Origin of the sequence: Actinosynnema sp. NPDC091369 (genome assembly GCF_044757065.1) — a bacterium.
Classification (GTDB): Bacteria; Actinomycetota; Actinomycetes; order Mycobacteriales; family Pseudonocardiaceae; genus Actinosynnema.
This window is the reverse complement of the sequence record NZ_JBIVUG010000005.1, coordinates 515026-529246: the sequence shown is the minus strand read 5'-3', so window position 1 is coordinate 529246 and position 14221 is coordinate 515026. Positions and strand designations below refer to the sequence as shown.

Annotated in this window: 12 protein-coding genes; 2 read left to right on the top strand and 10 right to left on the bottom strand. The window is 72.9% G+C overall.

Going from position 1 to position 14221, the window contains the following annotated elements:
* Positions 1 to 21: 21 nt before the first annotated feature.
* Genes ACIQMJ_RS22250 through ACIQMJ_RS22230 form a run of 5 tightly spaced genes read right to left on the bottom strand, consistent with a single transcriptional unit; the run spans position 22 to position 6747 of the window.
* The gene (locus ACIQMJ_RS22250) at positions 22 to 1725 is read right to left on the bottom strand and encodes a carbohydrate-binding protein (protein WP_499762908.1); all 1704 of its coding nucleotides are present in this window, start codon (positions 1723 to 1725) and stop codon (positions 22 to 24) included.
* Between the two features lie 33 nt (positions 1726 to 1758).
* A complete protein-coding gene (locus ACIQMJ_RS22245; protein WP_499762907.1) occupies positions 1759 to 3651 on the bottom strand; it encodes a glycoside hydrolase family 127 protein in 1893 nt (630 codons plus the stop codon).
* Between the two features lie 26 nt (positions 3652 to 3677).
* Positions 3678 to 4493: a carbohydrate ABC transporter permease gene (locus ACIQMJ_RS22240; RefSeq protein WP_499762906.1), complete on the bottom strand. Its 816-nt coding sequence runs from the start codon at positions 4491 to 4493 to the stop codon at positions 3678 to 3680.
* 29 nt (positions 4494 to 4522) lie between these two features.
* Positions 4523 to 5446, bottom strand: a complete 924-nt coding sequence (locus tag ACIQMJ_RS22235; RefSeq protein WP_499762905.1) for a carbohydrate ABC transporter permease — start codon at positions 5444 to 5446, stop codon at positions 4523 to 4525.
* A 2-nt stretch (positions 5447 to 5448) separates the two neighbouring features.
* On the bottom strand, positions 5449 to 6747 hold the full coding sequence (locus ACIQMJ_RS22230; RefSeq protein ID WP_499762904.1) for an ABC transporter substrate-binding protein: 1299 nt from the start codon (positions 6745 to 6747) through the stop codon (positions 5449 to 5451).
* A 189-nt stretch (positions 6748 to 6936) separates the two neighbouring features.
* Here ACIQMJ_RS22230 and ACIQMJ_RS22225 point away from each other — a divergent pair, with 189 nt between their 5' ends.
* Together ACIQMJ_RS22225 and ACIQMJ_RS22220 are read left to right on the top strand one after the other, a co-directional pair.
* Entirely contained in the window at positions 6937 to 8007 is a 1071-nt protein-coding gene (locus tag ACIQMJ_RS22225) for a LacI family DNA-binding transcriptional regulator (RefSeq protein WP_499762903.1), read from the top strand.
* Positions 8008 to 8339: 332 nt separating this feature from the next.
* Entirely contained in the window at positions 8340 to 9614 is a 1275-nt protein-coding gene (locus tag ACIQMJ_RS22220; RefSeq protein WP_499762902.1) for an amidohydrolase, read from the top strand.
* Positions 9615 to 9713: 99 nt separating this feature from the next.
* On the opposite strand, the gene ACIQMJ_RS22215 is transcribed toward ACIQMJ_RS22220, so the two are convergent.
* From ACIQMJ_RS22215 to ACIQMJ_RS22195, 5 genes are all read right to left on the bottom strand, one after another.
* Complete coding sequence (locus tag ACIQMJ_RS22215) at positions 9714 to 10274, bottom strand: hypothetical protein (RefSeq protein WP_499762901.1); 561 nt, start codon at positions 10272 to 10274, stop codon at positions 9714 to 9716.
* 41 nt (positions 10275 to 10315) lie between these two features.
* Positions 10316 to 11608 (bottom strand): hypothetical protein, encoded by a 1293-nt coding sequence (locus ACIQMJ_RS22210; RefSeq protein ID WP_499762900.1) that lies wholly within the window; start codon positions 11606 to 11608, stop codon positions 10316 to 10318.
* Positions 11605 to 12957 (bottom strand): alpha/beta hydrolase domain-containing protein, encoded by a 1353-nt coding sequence (locus ACIQMJ_RS22205; RefSeq protein WP_499762899.1) that lies wholly within the window; start codon positions 12955 to 12957, stop codon positions 11605 to 11607. The genes ACIQMJ_RS22210 and ACIQMJ_RS22205 overlap by 4 nt, the downstream gene beginning before the upstream one ends.
* Before the next feature lie 119 nt (positions 12958 to 13076).
* On the bottom strand, positions 13077 to 13646 hold the full coding sequence (locus tag ACIQMJ_RS22200) for a QsdR family transcriptional regulator (RefSeq protein WP_499762898.1): 570 nt from the start codon (positions 13644 to 13646) through the stop codon (positions 13077 to 13079).
* A gap of 147 nt (positions 13647 to 13793) precedes the next feature.
* A complete protein-coding gene (locus ACIQMJ_RS22195; RefSeq protein WP_499762897.1) occupies positions 13794 to 14213 on the bottom strand; it encodes a hypothetical protein in 420 nt (139 codons plus the stop codon).
* Between the last annotated feature and the right edge of the window lie 8 nt (positions 14214 to 14221).

The window sequence follows — 14221 nt, the reverse complement described above, 5'->3', positions numbered from 1 at the left end:
CGACAGCCGGACGGGCGTGGGTCAGGTCAGCTGGATGTAGTCCAGCTCCGCGTACCCGGTGCCGCCGGCGAAGTGGGGGGAGCCCTTCGCCAGGCGGATCACGTTGTAGCCGGCCCTGAGGCTGACCGCGGTGTTCACGGTGCCGAACTGGGCCCACCCGGACGTCGCCGGGTAGCTCACCGTCGACCAGGCGCCGCCGTTGTAGGCCAGCCCCTGCGTCGCGGTCGCCCCCGTGCCGTTGGCGTACCCGATGGTCATCGTGTAGCTGCGGGCCGTGGGCACGTTGACGACGAAGTCGACGTAGCTGGCGCTGCGCGGGTCACCGCTGTTGTCGATCCGGCCGACGTAGCCGCCGTGCGACGCGTTGGCAGCGGACAGCCGCTCCGCGCGGAACACCGACGCGTTCTCCGCCTCGTACCGCTGCTGGTAGGACGGCACGCCGCTGGTCGGCTCGACCACGAGGTGGTACGACGCCGTGGCCGACATGTTCGCCACCGGCACGGTGATCTCGCCGTTGGTCACCGCGTAGGTCGTGTTGGAGATCGTGGTGGGCGCGGACACGGTGGTGAAGCGGCCGGAGCCCGGTGTGGACTCCAACCGGACGCGGACGCTGCCGCCGAGCCCGCCGAGGCCCGTGACGCGCACGGTGTTCGTGCCGGACTCGTCGCCGAACACGACGTCGACGCGGCGGCGGGTGCTGTCGTAGGAGGCGAAGCCGTCCAGGCCGGTCTGGGCGCGCGGGGTGGTGCGCACCATGTTGCCCGCCATGTCGCCGTACCACTTGTAGAGCCACCAGGAGGCGGTCGGCTGGCTGTTGTTGGTCAGGCCGTTGACGGTGCCGTACTCGTACCAGAACGCCCGGTCGGCCGCCCAGACGCCGGCGCGCTCCAGCTTGGCGATGTAGTTGGTGACGCGGCCGGGCACGTCGATCTCGTCGGTCCACGCGTACTCGTTGATGAAGATCCGGCGGGGGCTGATGCCCAGGGACGCCTCCAGCGACCGGTAGGCCGCCACGTTCGCCGCGATCTGGGCGGACGTGTGGTTCAGCTCGTGCCAGACCACGAGGTCGGGCAGCACGTTGTTGTCGCGGGCGACGGTGAGGAAGCCCCGCATCCGGTCGGTGTTCCAGGACGCGAAGCTCGGGCCGGCCAGCGGCGTGACCGCGTCCCGGGTGCGGATCCGCTGCACGGTGCGCACCCAGCCCGCGTTGAAGTCACCGGCCGCGGCCGTGTTCCAGGTGTAGTCCGGCTCGTTCCACACCTCGTACGCGGTGATGTTGCTGACCGTGGTCGCGGCCAGCCGGTCGTTGACCATCTGGTCGACCTTGGCCAGCCAGTCGGCCCAGCCCACCCACTGGTACGGGAAGTTCGGGTAGATGTCGGGCAGCCGCACGACCTGGGCCGCGCCCACCCGGTCGGCCTGCGGCGCGACGAGCAGCGCGTCACCACCGGGCGGCTGGCCGTTGGGGCGCTGGCCGACGCGCGGCGGCGGCTGGGTCAGCGTGTGCATCTTGATGGGCAGCAGCATCGAGTCCGGCGGCCGGTTGTTCTCGGCCAGCGCGTACAGGCCGCCGGAGGCCGCGTGCGTGACCGGCCGGAACGGCACGCCCGCGTCGACGACGAGCGTGCTGCCCGCCGCCTGGGCGGGCTGGAGGGGTAGTGCCACCAGGGTGGTGGCGGCGAGGGCGGAGACCGCTATCGCGGTCCGCAGTGTCGGCTTTGGCACCGTGCACCTCGTTCGGGGGTTGGGGAGTGTGTGTCATCCCGTGGTGGTGGTCGGGATCCAGACGCGCATCGGACCGGGTGACCGGTTGCCCCACAGGAAGTACGGGACGGCGGTGAGGTGGAACGGGGTGGCGGCGGGTCCGGGGGCGTCGGTCCGGTACAGCGCGTCGTCGCCGGGCGGCACGACGGCGGCGCGAGCGGTCAACGCGACCGGGACGTCGGGCAGCCCGGTCGGCTCGACGGCGGTGGCCGGGTCGATCCGCACGTCCTCCAGCACGACGTCGGCGGGCAGGTCGGCCTGCTCCACGCAGTACACGAGCGGGCCGCGGGCCAGCGCGACGCAGCCCCGCACGGCGTCCACCCGCGGGTGCGCGGTGACCACGCGGACCGGCATGGCGAGGTCGAGCGTCACGGTCGCGCCGTCCGACCAGTCCCGGTGCAACCGCAGGTAGCCGTCCTCGGGCGTGACGTCGACCGGCACGCCGTCGACCAGCGCGGACGTCTCGGCGCACCAGCCGGGGACGCGCAGGGCGAGCGTGAACGGGCCCGACCCGGTGACGTCCAGCTCCACCCGCCCGTGCCACGGGTACTCGGTGCGGGTGACGACCTCGGCCGACCCGGTGCGCACCACGCCCGCGGAGTACAGGTGCACCTGCAGGCCGGTGTCGTCGGTCGTGACGGCGTAGCCGTGCAGCGACGCGACGAGCCGCGCCAGGTTCGGCGGGCAGCACGCGCACGTGTACCAGGGCAGGCGCTGCGACGGCGCGTCCTCGTGCGAGCCGTCGTGGCCGGTGCGCAGGTGCAGCGGGTTGGAGTAGAAGAACCGCGTGCCGTCCGACGAGGTGGAGCCCGCCACCGCGTTGTAGAGCGCGCGTTCCAGCTCGTCGGCGTACCGCGCCTCGCCGGTGGCCAGCAGCATCCGCCAGTTCCACTGCACGCTCGCGATGGCCGCGCACGTCTCGCCGTACGCCCGGTCGGCGGGCAGCTCGTACGGGTCGCCGAACGCCTCGTCGCGGTGCCGGGAGCCCTGCGCGCCGGTGAGGTGGGTCTTGCGGCCGAACGCGTCGTCCCACAGCCGGCGGGCGGCGTCGAACAGCTCGTCGTCACCGGTCTCCACCGCGACGTCCACCATGCCCGTCAGCAGGTACAGCTGCCGCACGACGTGCCCGGCCACCTCCTCGGCCCGCCGCACCGGCACGTGGTCCTGCAGGTAGGCCGGGCCGAAGCGCTCGCCGTCGAGCAGGCCGTGGCCGCGCAGGTCGAGCATGCGCCGGGCCAGGTCCAGGTACGGCCGGTGCCCCGTCACCCGGTACAGCTCGACCAGTGCGGTCTCCACGCCGGGGTGCCCGTCGATCCCGGGCGGGTCGTCGGGGCCGCCGAAGCGGTCGACCAGCAGGTCCGCGAACCGCCGGGCGACCGCGACCAGCTCGTCGCCCACGCCGGCCCGCGCCGCGGCGACGGCGGCCTGGATCAGGTGCCCCGCGCAGTACAGCTCGTGGCTGTAGTGCGGTTCCTGCCACCGCTTCTCGGGCTTCACGGCGGTGTAGTACGAGTTGAGGTAGCCGTCGTCGCACTGCGCCTTCGCCAGCAGCTCGGCGGTCGTGTCGACGAACGCCCGCAGCCGCTGGTCGTCCGGGGTCGAGGTGAGCTGCCAGGCGGCGGCTTCCAGCGTCTTGTGCACGTCGGAGTCCGCGAACCACATGTTGCGGAACTCGCCGGTCGCCTCGCCGGTGACCAGCCGCAGGTTGCCCAGCGCGCCGGAGGTCTCCAGCTGCTCGACGCAGTGCGGCAGCGTGCCGGTGGCGTTGCGGTGCTGCCAGTGGCCGAGGAAGCCGTCGGCGGCGAAGGCGACGCCGTCGAGCGCGACCGGGCGCAACGCGGACTTCGCGGTCGGGGTCGGCCGGACGGGGCCTTGGTGTGCGGTCATGGGGTGTTCCTTCCAAGCCCGTGAGGTCAGCCCTTGAGGGCGCCCGAGGTGAAACCGCGTACGTAATGCCGTTGCAGCAGCAGGAAGACGACCACGCACGGCAGCGCCGACGTGACCACGCCCGCTTGCAGCGCCTCGAAGTCGACCGACCCGAGGCTGCCGGACTGGAGGTTGAACAGCGCGACCGGCAGCGTGAACTTGGCGCCGTCGGTGAGGAAGATCAGCGGTGCGACGAACTCGTTCCAGGCGGCGAGGAACGAGAACAGGCCGACCGTGACGACGCCCGGCAGCACGCCGCGCAGCAGCACCCGCCACAACGCGCTGCCCGGCGTGCAGCCGTCGATCAGCGCCGCCTCCTCCAGCTCGCGCGGCAGCGCCTCGAACGAGCTGCGCATCATGAACAGCCCGAACGGCAGCTGGAACATCGCCAGCACCAACCCGAGACCGATCAGCGAGTTCTGCAGGCCGATCCAGCCGAGCAGGATGTACAGCGGGACCAGGATGGTGGTGTAGGGCACCATCAGGATCGCCAGCGTGACGATGAACAGCAGGTTGTGGCCGGGGAACCGCAGCCGGGCCAGCGCGTACCCGCCGAGCGTGGTCGCGACCACCGTCACCGCGACCGCGACCAGGGCCACCACCAGCGTGTTGGCCAGGTACGCGCCCACGCCGCTGCCGTAGTCGGCCAGCCGCTCGTAGTTGTCCAGGCCCCAGCCCGGCTCGCCGTCGGCGGCACGCCTGCTGTGGACCGACGAGTACAGCGTCCACAGCATCGGCAGCAGGAACAGCACGGCCAGGGCGGTGCCCGTGACGTGGAAACCGGCGGTGCGCGCGCGTGACATGGCGCCCAACCTCCTTGCGGTGGGAACGGTCACCGGCCGCGGCGCAGCAGCCGCAGCTGCGCGCCGTTGACGACGATGAGGACGGCGAGGATCGCCACGGACACCGCCGCGGCCCGGCCGAGGTCCTGCGACAGGAACGCCTCGCGGTAGATGCTGATGACCACGGTGGCCGTCTCGTGCCTGCCCCCGGTGAGGATGAAGAACTGGTCGAACGCCAGCAGCGAGCCGGTCAGCGACAGCACCATGGTCAGCGCGAGCGTCGGCCGCAGCAGCGGCAGCGTCACGCGCCACAGGATCTGCCACCGGTTCGCCCCGTCGGCCCGTGCCGCCTCGTAGAGCAGCGGGTCGATGCTCTGCAAGCCGGTCATCAGGATCAGCATGTAGAAGCCCGCGAACCGCCAGGTGATCATCCCGACCGTGGACGCCAGCGCGTTGTCCGTCGAGCCGAGCCAGTCGACCGGGCCCAGCCCGAGGAAGTCGACCAGCTCGTTCAACGGCGACGCCTCGGTGTTGAACAGCCCGTAGAACAGCAGGCTGGTCGACGCGAGCCCGACCACGCTCGGCAGGAACAACGCCGTCCGGTAGGCGCCCACGCCCGGCCTGGTCTCCTGCACCAGCAGGGCCAGGCCGAACGCGACGAGGCCGAGCACCACCGTGGTAACCGCCGTGTACTTCAGCGTGAACCCGATCGCCCGCAGGAACAACGGGTCCCGCAGCGCGCTGTAGTTCTCCACCCCGTTCGGCGACGACGCGCCCAGCAGGGGCCAGTGGTTGACCGACATCCACACCATCAGCACCAGCGGGATGACGAACAGGACGACCACCAGCAACGCCATCGGACTGGCGTAGAGGACGCCGAGCCGGCGCCGCGCGCGGGCGATGGTGGGACGGCGGCGGTCCGGCGGCGCGGTCCGGGGCGGCGTGCGGGGTCGGGCCCGCGTGACCGTGGCCATCGTCAGCTGCCCGCCAGGGACTCGGTGATGGTCCCGTTGTGCTGCTTCAACGTCGCGCCGACGTCCTGGGAGCCGAACAGCGCGTCGGTGACGGCGGCCGTCCACGGCCCGTTGGTGTCGTTGAACGTCTTGCCGAAGTTCACCGAGATCGGCGTCTGGCCCTCGCCCGCGAGCAGGTTGAACACCCGCAGCCGGTTGTCCTGCTTGGCGTAGGCGTTGTCCGCGAGGTCGCTGCGCACGGTGATGTTCTTGTTCTTCGCCAGCACCTCGACCTGGGCCTGCTCGGACAGCGTCCAGGAGATGAAGTCCCAGGCCGCCGCGGCCTTGGTGGAGTTGGCGCTGATGCCCAGCACGTCACCGCCGACGAACGAGGACCGGCCGCCCTTCGGGCCGGGGATCGGCGCGACGCCGATCTGCAGCTCCGGGCCTTCCTCCATGCCCTGCAACGCGGTCGCGCCCATCGGCTGGATGCCGATCCTGCCCTCGGCGAACAGCTGGGTCCAGGTCGGACCGGACTCGTTCTTCGCCGACGCGGGCACGATGCCCTCGGCGTACATCCGGCGCAGGGTGCCGTAGACGTCGGCGGCCGCGGCGCTGTCCAACGTCGCGGCGGTGCCCTTGTCGTCCAGGACGGTGCCGCCCGCGGCCCAGATCATCGGCCAGGTGGTGAACAGCATGCAGCCGGGGCACGCGCCGCCGAAGAAGTAGCCGTCCGCGTCGCCCAGCGCGTCGACCTTCTTGGCCGCCTCGTACAGGCCGTCCAACGTGGACGGCGGGTTCTCCGGGTCCAGCCCGGCCCGCTTGAACAGCACCTTGTTGTAGAACACCGCGGACAGGTCGATGTCGTGCGGCACGCCGTAGACCTTGCCCTGGTGCGTGGCGGCCTCCATGTGCGCGGGCGCGAGCTTGCCCTTGAAGTCCAGCGTGTCCACCCTGGCCGTGAGGTCGAGGTAGACGCCCTTGGCCGCGTAGTTCGGCGCGTACACCACGTCGGCGGCGAGGACGTCGGGCAGCTGCTTCGCGCCCGCGGCCGTGCCGACCTTCTGCTGGTAGGAGTCGGCCGGGAAGACGGTCAGCTCGACCTTGTTCCGGTGGCCGGCGTTGTAGGCGTCCACGAGGGTCTGGCTGAACGTGGCCGTGGGCGACCGGGTCCACATGGTGATGGTGGTGCCGTCGTCCACGGCGGTGGTGTCGCCCGCCGAGGCGGTGGACGGGCCGCTCTGGCACGCGGTGAGGAGCAGCAGGGCCGCCGCCGCGGTGGCGAGCCGCCGGCGTGCGCGGGGCGGTGGAAGTGAACTCATCTGGGCTTGTCTCCTCGTGCGACCACGCGCCCGGCGGGGCAGGACGGCGTGGGACGGAAAATTAGGAAACCGGTTGCCTTGAGAACGTAGGGACGGTGCCGACCCGTGTCAAGAGCGAGTTAAGGCGCTGTGACGTGCTGATTCGTCGTTCGGCTCAGCAGTGCGAACAGCGCGCGGTAACCTTCGCCCATGCCGCCGAGGAAAACGAAGGACAACGCCGGGTCGTTGGCCCGCCCGGCCACGATCAGCGACGTGGCCCGGCTGGCGGGCGTCTCGGTCGGCACCGCCTCCAAGGCGCTCAACGGGCGCGGGTCGCTGCGCGACGAGACCCGGCGGCGGGTCCGGGCCGCCGCCGACGAGCTGGGCTTTCAGCCGAACACGGCCGCGCTCACGCTCAACTCCGGGCGCACCTACACCGTCGGCATGATCACCACCGACACCATCGGCCGGTTCAGCATCCCGCTGATGACCGGCGCGGAGGACTCGCTGGGCGCGGGCCGCATGTCGGTGTTCCTGTGCGACGCGCGCGACGACCCGATCCGCGAGCAGTACTACCTGCGCACGCTGCTCAGCCGCCGGGTCGACGGCATCATCGTCACCGGCCGCCGCACGCAGGCCCGCGCGCCCATCGGCGTCGACCTGCCCGTGCCGGTGGTCTACGCGTTCATCAGCTCCACCGACCCGGACGACTGCTCCGTGGTGCCCGACGAGGCGGGCGGCGCGCACAAGGTCGTCGACCACCTGCTGGCCGTGGGTCGGCGGCGGATCGCCCACGTCACCGGTCCGGAGCACCACCATTCGGCGGCCGTGCGCGCGTCCGCCGCGGTGGAGCGGTTGGCGGAGTCCGGGTTGGACCTCGTCGGCCCGCCGCTGTTCGGCGAGTGGAGCGAGGCTTGGGGCAGGCAGGCGACCGGCATCCTGCTCGGCACGGCCGAGGAGTTCGACGCGGTGTTCTGCGGCAGCGACCAGATCGCACGGGGCGTGGCGGACGCGTTGCGCGCGGCGGGGCGACGGGTGCCCGACGACGTCGCCCTGGTCGGCTTCGACAACTGGGACGTGATGGCCCTGGCCTGCCAGCCGCCGCTGACCAGCGTCGACATGGGGCTGGAAGGGCTGGGTCGGACGGCCGCGGACCTCCTGCTCGCCGCCATCAACGGCGAACCGGCCCCGGGTCGGCACGTCAGTCCGTGCCGGCTGGTGCTCCGCGAGTCCACCGCCGTGTCGGTCCGGCCGGGTGCGACCCGGGTCGAGCAGGTCTAGCGCCACGGGCGCGGTCGGCTGGGCATCGTCGCCGCTCCTTGGACGTCCGCACGGTCGTTGCGGTGGTGACGCAGGTCTCTTCTGTTAACGCTAACAGGCGGCATGCGCCCAGCTCAACCCCTCATGGATGCCGGGTTGGATCTGAACGCGCTGAGCGGTGTTAGCGATAACAGGAACCGGGTTCGGGAAGCGCGGGCGGCCGTCCACCCGAACGGGCGATTACGACGCGATGCAGTGGATCTTGCACGCGCGGTGGGCCAGGATGAGGCCGACACGAGCGACGTGTCGCTCCCCGAGGCGGCCCGACGCCCTGGCACGAACGGCAGGCCACCATGACCTCTGTCGCGAGCAACCTGCTGTCGCCCTCGACCGGCGACACCACCGCCCTCCCGCTCTCCGTCGAGGCGGACGGTCCGGTCCCGGTGGCCGACCTCGGCGCCGGCCGCGGACCGAGGTGGCTGGACGAGTGGCTGGCCGCGAACCTCGCCCTGGTGATGTCGTGGCGGCGCACCCTGCACGCGAACCCGGAGTTGAGGCGCGAGGAGTTCCGCACCACGGCGACGATCGTCGAGGTGCTGCGCTCCCTCGGCCTGCGACCCCGCGTGCTGCCCGCGGGCACCGGCGTGATCTGCGAGGTGGGCAGCGGGCCGCGGTGCGTCGCCCTGCGCGCGGACATCGACGCGCTGGCCGTGTCGGAGACGACCGGCGAACCGTGGGCGTCACGCGTACCGGGCGTCTCGCACGCGTGCGGCCACGACGTGCACACCGCGATCCTGCTCGGCGCGGCGGCGGCCCTGGCGTCCGCGCCGTCGTTGCCCTGCCGGGTGCGGCTGCTGTTCCAGCCGGCGGAGGAGGAGCCGGGCGGCGCGCACGACGTGATCGCGGCCGGCGGCGTCGAGGGCGTGGAGCGGATCTTCGGCCTGCACTGCGACCCGAAGGTGCTGGTCGGGCGGATCGGGACCAGGGTCGGACCGGTCACGTCCGCGTGCGACATGCTCGACCTGCGGGTGGTCGCGTGCGGCACCGGCCGGCGCAACGAGCTCAGCTCCGACGTGGTGCACGCGCTCGGCGTGGTCGCGACCGGGCTGCCCGCGATGCTGGCCCGCCGCGTCGACCCCCGGTCCGGCACGGTGCTCGCGTGGGGCCTGATGGACGCGCCGGACACGACCGGCGGCACACCCCGGGCGGGCGTCCTGCGCGGCACCCTGCGCACCGGCGACCCGGTGGTGAACGGCCAGCTGCCCGCGCTGGTGGAGGAGATCGTCGGCTCGCTGCTGCGGCCCACGGGCGTGCGGTTCGAACTCGACCACGTGCGGGCCGTACCGGTGGTCGACAACGACCCGGAGAGCACCGCCCTGTTGCGGCGGGCGATCGCCGAGGCGCTCGGACCGCAGGCGGTCGCGTCGACGACCCAGTCCACCGGCGGCGAGGACTTCGGCTGGTACCTGGAGCACGTGCCGGGCTCGTACGCGCGGCTGGGCATCTGGTCGGGCGAGGGCCCGCAGGGCGACCTGCACCAACCGACGTTCCACGCCGACGAACGCGCCCTGCCGGTCGGTGTGCGCGCCATGGTGCACGCCGCGCTCGCCGCGCTGACCGCCGGCTGAACGGGCGCGCCGGACCTTCAGCGGCTTGTCCTGGCTGCCACCGGGGCCGGCGGATCGTGCCGCGCCGCCACCGACGCCGCGCGAGCGGCGGTGCCGTGATCACCAGTCGAACCTGAACTCGTACCAGGGGCCGTCGAGCGGCGCGTACTTGTACCCGTCGCCCGCGGCGCTCACCGGAACCCGGTCCGGGCAGTGGGCCCAGCCGGTCGGGCCGAGCAGGCCCGCGTCGGCCACGGTGAGCACCGTGCACCCGTTCGGCCGGTCCACGTCCACGTCCACCACGAACAACCCGACCCGTCGGTCGCCCGGCCGGCGGTCCGGCTCCGCGACCAGCGCTTCGAGGGCCGACCGGTGTGCCTCGAACGCACCACGCTCCACCAGGTCCCGGCCGACCGCGGCGTGGGTCGCCACCAGCACCGCCGGCACCAGCAGGAACGGCCACAGCCGCCCGGCGTGCCGCAGCCGAGGCAGCGCGATCACCGCGGCACCCGCCGTGACCAGCCACCCGACGCCCACCGCGAACCAGCACAGGGACGCGACCACCGCCGTGGTGAAGTAACCGCCCGGCGGGGTGGCCGCCCACAGCGTCAGCACCACGGGCACCAACGCCGCGGTGGCGGTCCACCAAGGGGACCGCCACCGCGCCACACGTCCGACCATGCAACCCCCCTCGTCGATCAGGGGGACGTCGCGCGCAGGTCTCAGGTTCCGCTGTCGAGGTAATCCTTGAACTGCACGGTGACCGCGTGGGTGTCCGACGGCCAGTTCGGCACGGCGATCGTGCGCGTCCGGCCGCCGCTGCCGCGCGCGGTCTGGGTGACGCGGATGGTGCGGGCCCCGTCGGCCTGCGCGGGCAGGTAGGCGTCGACCGCGGTCAGGAACGGCAGCGTGGTGAACGGCGGCAGCACGACACCCGGCGTGGACGCCCGGTCGCAGTTGTCGTCGAACGCGAACGCCGCGAGGACCTGGCGCAGCTTCGGCGAGACGGCCGGTTCGAGCACGTTGACGCCGTCGAGCTCCAACCGGTCGCTGTCGGGCTGGTCGGACCACCACTCGCGGTTGCGGATGACGGTGAGCGCGCTGTGCCCGGGGCACCGGTCGATGTTGTCGGTGATGCCGCCGGGACGCGACACCTGCAACCGCACGAACCGGTCGCTGCGCTCGAACGGCTCGAAGTAGGAGTGGTAGGGCACCTGGCCCTCGCGCAGCACCACCAGCTCGTAGTGCTCGCGACCGTTGACCGGCAGGGGGCCGAACGAGCCGTCCGGGCCGGTCCGGACGCTGTGCCGCGGCGCGCCGACCCGCGCGCCGGTGCGGCTGTCGAGCTGCCAGACCTGCACCACGCCCTCGACGCCCTCGTTCTGCGGGTAGTACGTCGCCCGGCCCGCGATCCGGACCAGCGCGGGCAGCTCGGGCACCACGCGGGTGGTCCACGCCGACCTGCCGCGCAGGAACCGGTGCATGTGCGCGAAACCGTCGGCGGACGTGGTCGTCTCGGTGTGGCCCAGGCTGGTGAGGTGGACGTTCGTCGCGCCGCCGATGGAGCCGTTGGGCTGGAGGCTGCCCCACAGCGCCAACGTGGGCACGCCGCCGGGCAGCGCGGCGCTGGACCGCCCGTCGACGTTGACGTACTTCCGCACCGACGCGGCCCGTTCGGGCACGGACAGGTAGGTGTGCATGACGGTCGTGCCGCGCGAGTGCGCGATGACGTCCACCGCGGGCGAACCGGTCCTGGCCTTGACGCCCGCGATGAACGACTCGAGGCCCGCGATGGCGTGGTCGTTGGTCGGGATGCTCGTGTCGTACTCGAAGGCGTGCAGCAGCGCGTCGGGGTAGCCGTTGCCGGAGAACCGCTTGGCGTTGGACTGCCACTGCTGCGCCGAGCCCTGCTGGCCGTGGACGAAGACGATCGGGGTGAGCGCGTCGGCCTGGGCGGGCACGGCCGCCGCGGTCGAGACCAGCGCGACGACCAGCGCCACCAACGGGATCCTCATCGGTCGCCCCCGATCGCGTCGGCGAGGTTCTGCCGCGCGTCGGCGGGCTGGAGGAAGCCCGCGCGCACGTTGGCGACGTCGGCGGCGACGACCTGGTGCACGTAGTCGGCCCGCTCCGGGTAGAGCCGGGCCAGCGTCGCCTCGTCGAACGGCACGTGCGTGCCGAACAGGCGGCAGAACGTCTCGCCGGAGTTGTCGCCGGTGTTCAGCGCGCGCGGCGCGGCCAGCTGCGACAACCGGATGCCGCCCAGGGCGAGGCCCAGCGCGTCCCGCTTCTTGGTGACGCCGTCCGCTTCGAACTCCAGCGGCCGGGCGGTCGGCGGCGGCGTGCCGCGCTCGACCCAGCGGCGCAGGTGGTCGTAGGAGGCGGCGGTGACGTGGTGCATCGGGATCCGGCTGAACGGCGGCTGGTCGCAGTCGTACTGGGGCGCGCCGCCGAGGTCGCGTTCGGAGATCGGGGCGCGGTAGGACTGGCCCTCGTAGCCGGAGTGGGCCGCGCCCGCGACCTCCCAGCGGCGGAAGCGGTCGGTGTCGGTCGGGCGTTGCGCGGTCCGCACGTCGGTCTCGGACAGCACCTGGAAGACGGGTTCCGCGCCGACGCGGGTCGGGGCCGGGCCGACGATGAAGCCGTACCCGTCGAACACCGGTTGCTGCTGCGGCAGGACCCGGTCGTACAGCACGGTCATCCGCCCGGCGGACTGGGACGCGCCGACGGCCAGCAGCGTCCTGGTCCGCAGCCCGCCCATGACCGCACCCGAGTCGATCGCGCGACCGGCCTGCGTGAACACGTCGTAGGACAGCTCGTCGGCGGTGAACCGGCCCGCGCCGGTCACGTCCAGGGTGCCGTACCGGGCCGGGCTCCAGGTCTTGAGCTGGTCGACCCCGACGCGCTGCGCGGACACGCCGACCCAGGCGTGCCCGGCGCGGGTGACGGATTCGGCGTTCCACAGGGCGTCCAGGTCGTACCCGGCGGTGACGTTCTGCCACTCGACCAGCGTGGTGCCGGTGAAGTTCCGGGCGTGCGCGGGGCGGCGCACGATCACGCGGGTCGTGTACGGCACGGCGGTGGCGACCTTCGTGCCGTCGGTGGCGAACCCGTCGGCGGTGCCGGTGAGGTGGAACTCCTGCTCGACGTAGCCGTCCGCGGCGAAGTCGTCGGGCGTGGAGAAGAACGGGTAGGTGTCCTCGATCCGGTCGGCGAGCCGGTCACCCGGCACGGTGCCCGGCAGCGGGCCGACCACGCGGGGCACGGGCGCGGCGGGGGCGGCGGAGGCGGGGACGGACGTCGGGAGGACCAGACCGAGCACGGCCGCGGCCAGGCCGAGGCGGCGCCAGGGTGAACGGGGCATACCGGCTCCCACAGCGATGGGGGATGGGACCATCGCCGACCGTAGCCGGCCGTGCACGGGGCGCACCAGCACGCGGGCCGATCGTGAGACCGCTGTCGCAGCGGGGTTCCGGGCCGGGGTCAGCGGTGCTGGAGCAGCACCGTGCGGGCGGCCGTCTCGGCGAGGGCGGGGTCCAGCGGAGCGCCGGTGAGCAGCTCGGCGTAGAGGGCGGACTCCACGATCCGCACGTACAGGAACGCCACCTGGTCGAGGGCCGCCGTCGACCACGACCCGCCGTCGACTTCGTGCAGGATCTCCTTCTGCGCCGTCACGGCCCGCCGGTGCACGCCGCCGGAGGAGTGGAACAGCACCCGCGCCGCCGTCTCCGGCTCACCGCGCAGGAACGCCCGGAACGGCCCGGCCGCGCGCAACTCCGCCACGAACCGGCGCGTCACCTCCAGCACGCCCTCGACACCACCGTTCGTGCGCTCCCGGCGTGCCCGCTCCAGCAGCCGGTCGGCCAACACCCACAGCACGTCGGCCAGCAGCACGTCCCGGCTGTGCACGACCCGGTACAGCGTGGCCCGGCTGATGGCGAGGCTGGCCGCCAACGCGTCCATCTCGACCCGGCCGTGCCGCAGGAAGAACCGGCAGGCCCCGCGCAGCACCTGGTCCTGGCTCACCACCCGCCGGGTGCCGGTCGCCCCCACCGCTCGCCTCGCTCCCGCCGGCGCGCCCGTCCGGCCCACCGGCATCATCGCGCTCGCCCCGGCCCACCGCGAGACCCGTCCCGGTGTGCGCCACCTCACGACCGCCGGCGGACCGTCGCGGTTCGGCGTGCGGGGGCCGGTGACGGCCTACTTCGAGCTGGAGGCCGGCTCCTGGAACAGCACGGGCGGCGCGTCGCCGGCCGGGCGCGGCGAGGTCGGTTCCTGGCGGGGCGCCCACTCCTGGACGACCGGCTCCAGCACGGGCACGGGCACGTCCTCGACCTTGGCCTCCAGCACCGGCGCGGCGGTCTGCTGCACGGCGAGCTGCTGCTGGACCTGGCCAATCCACATCAACCACATGGCCTCGTCGCGGTGACCGCGGTACTCGGCCTTCAGCCCCGCCAACGCACCGCGCACGCGGGCGGCGATCACGGGGTCTTCCCGCACCGCGGACCAGACGGCGCGCGCGGCGGCGTCACGGGCCTTGACCAGGAGGCGGACCTGGTCGGTCAACTCGGGTGCGGGCAGGCTCGCCCACGCCGCTGCGATTCTCTGTGCCTTGGTCACGGTGCCAT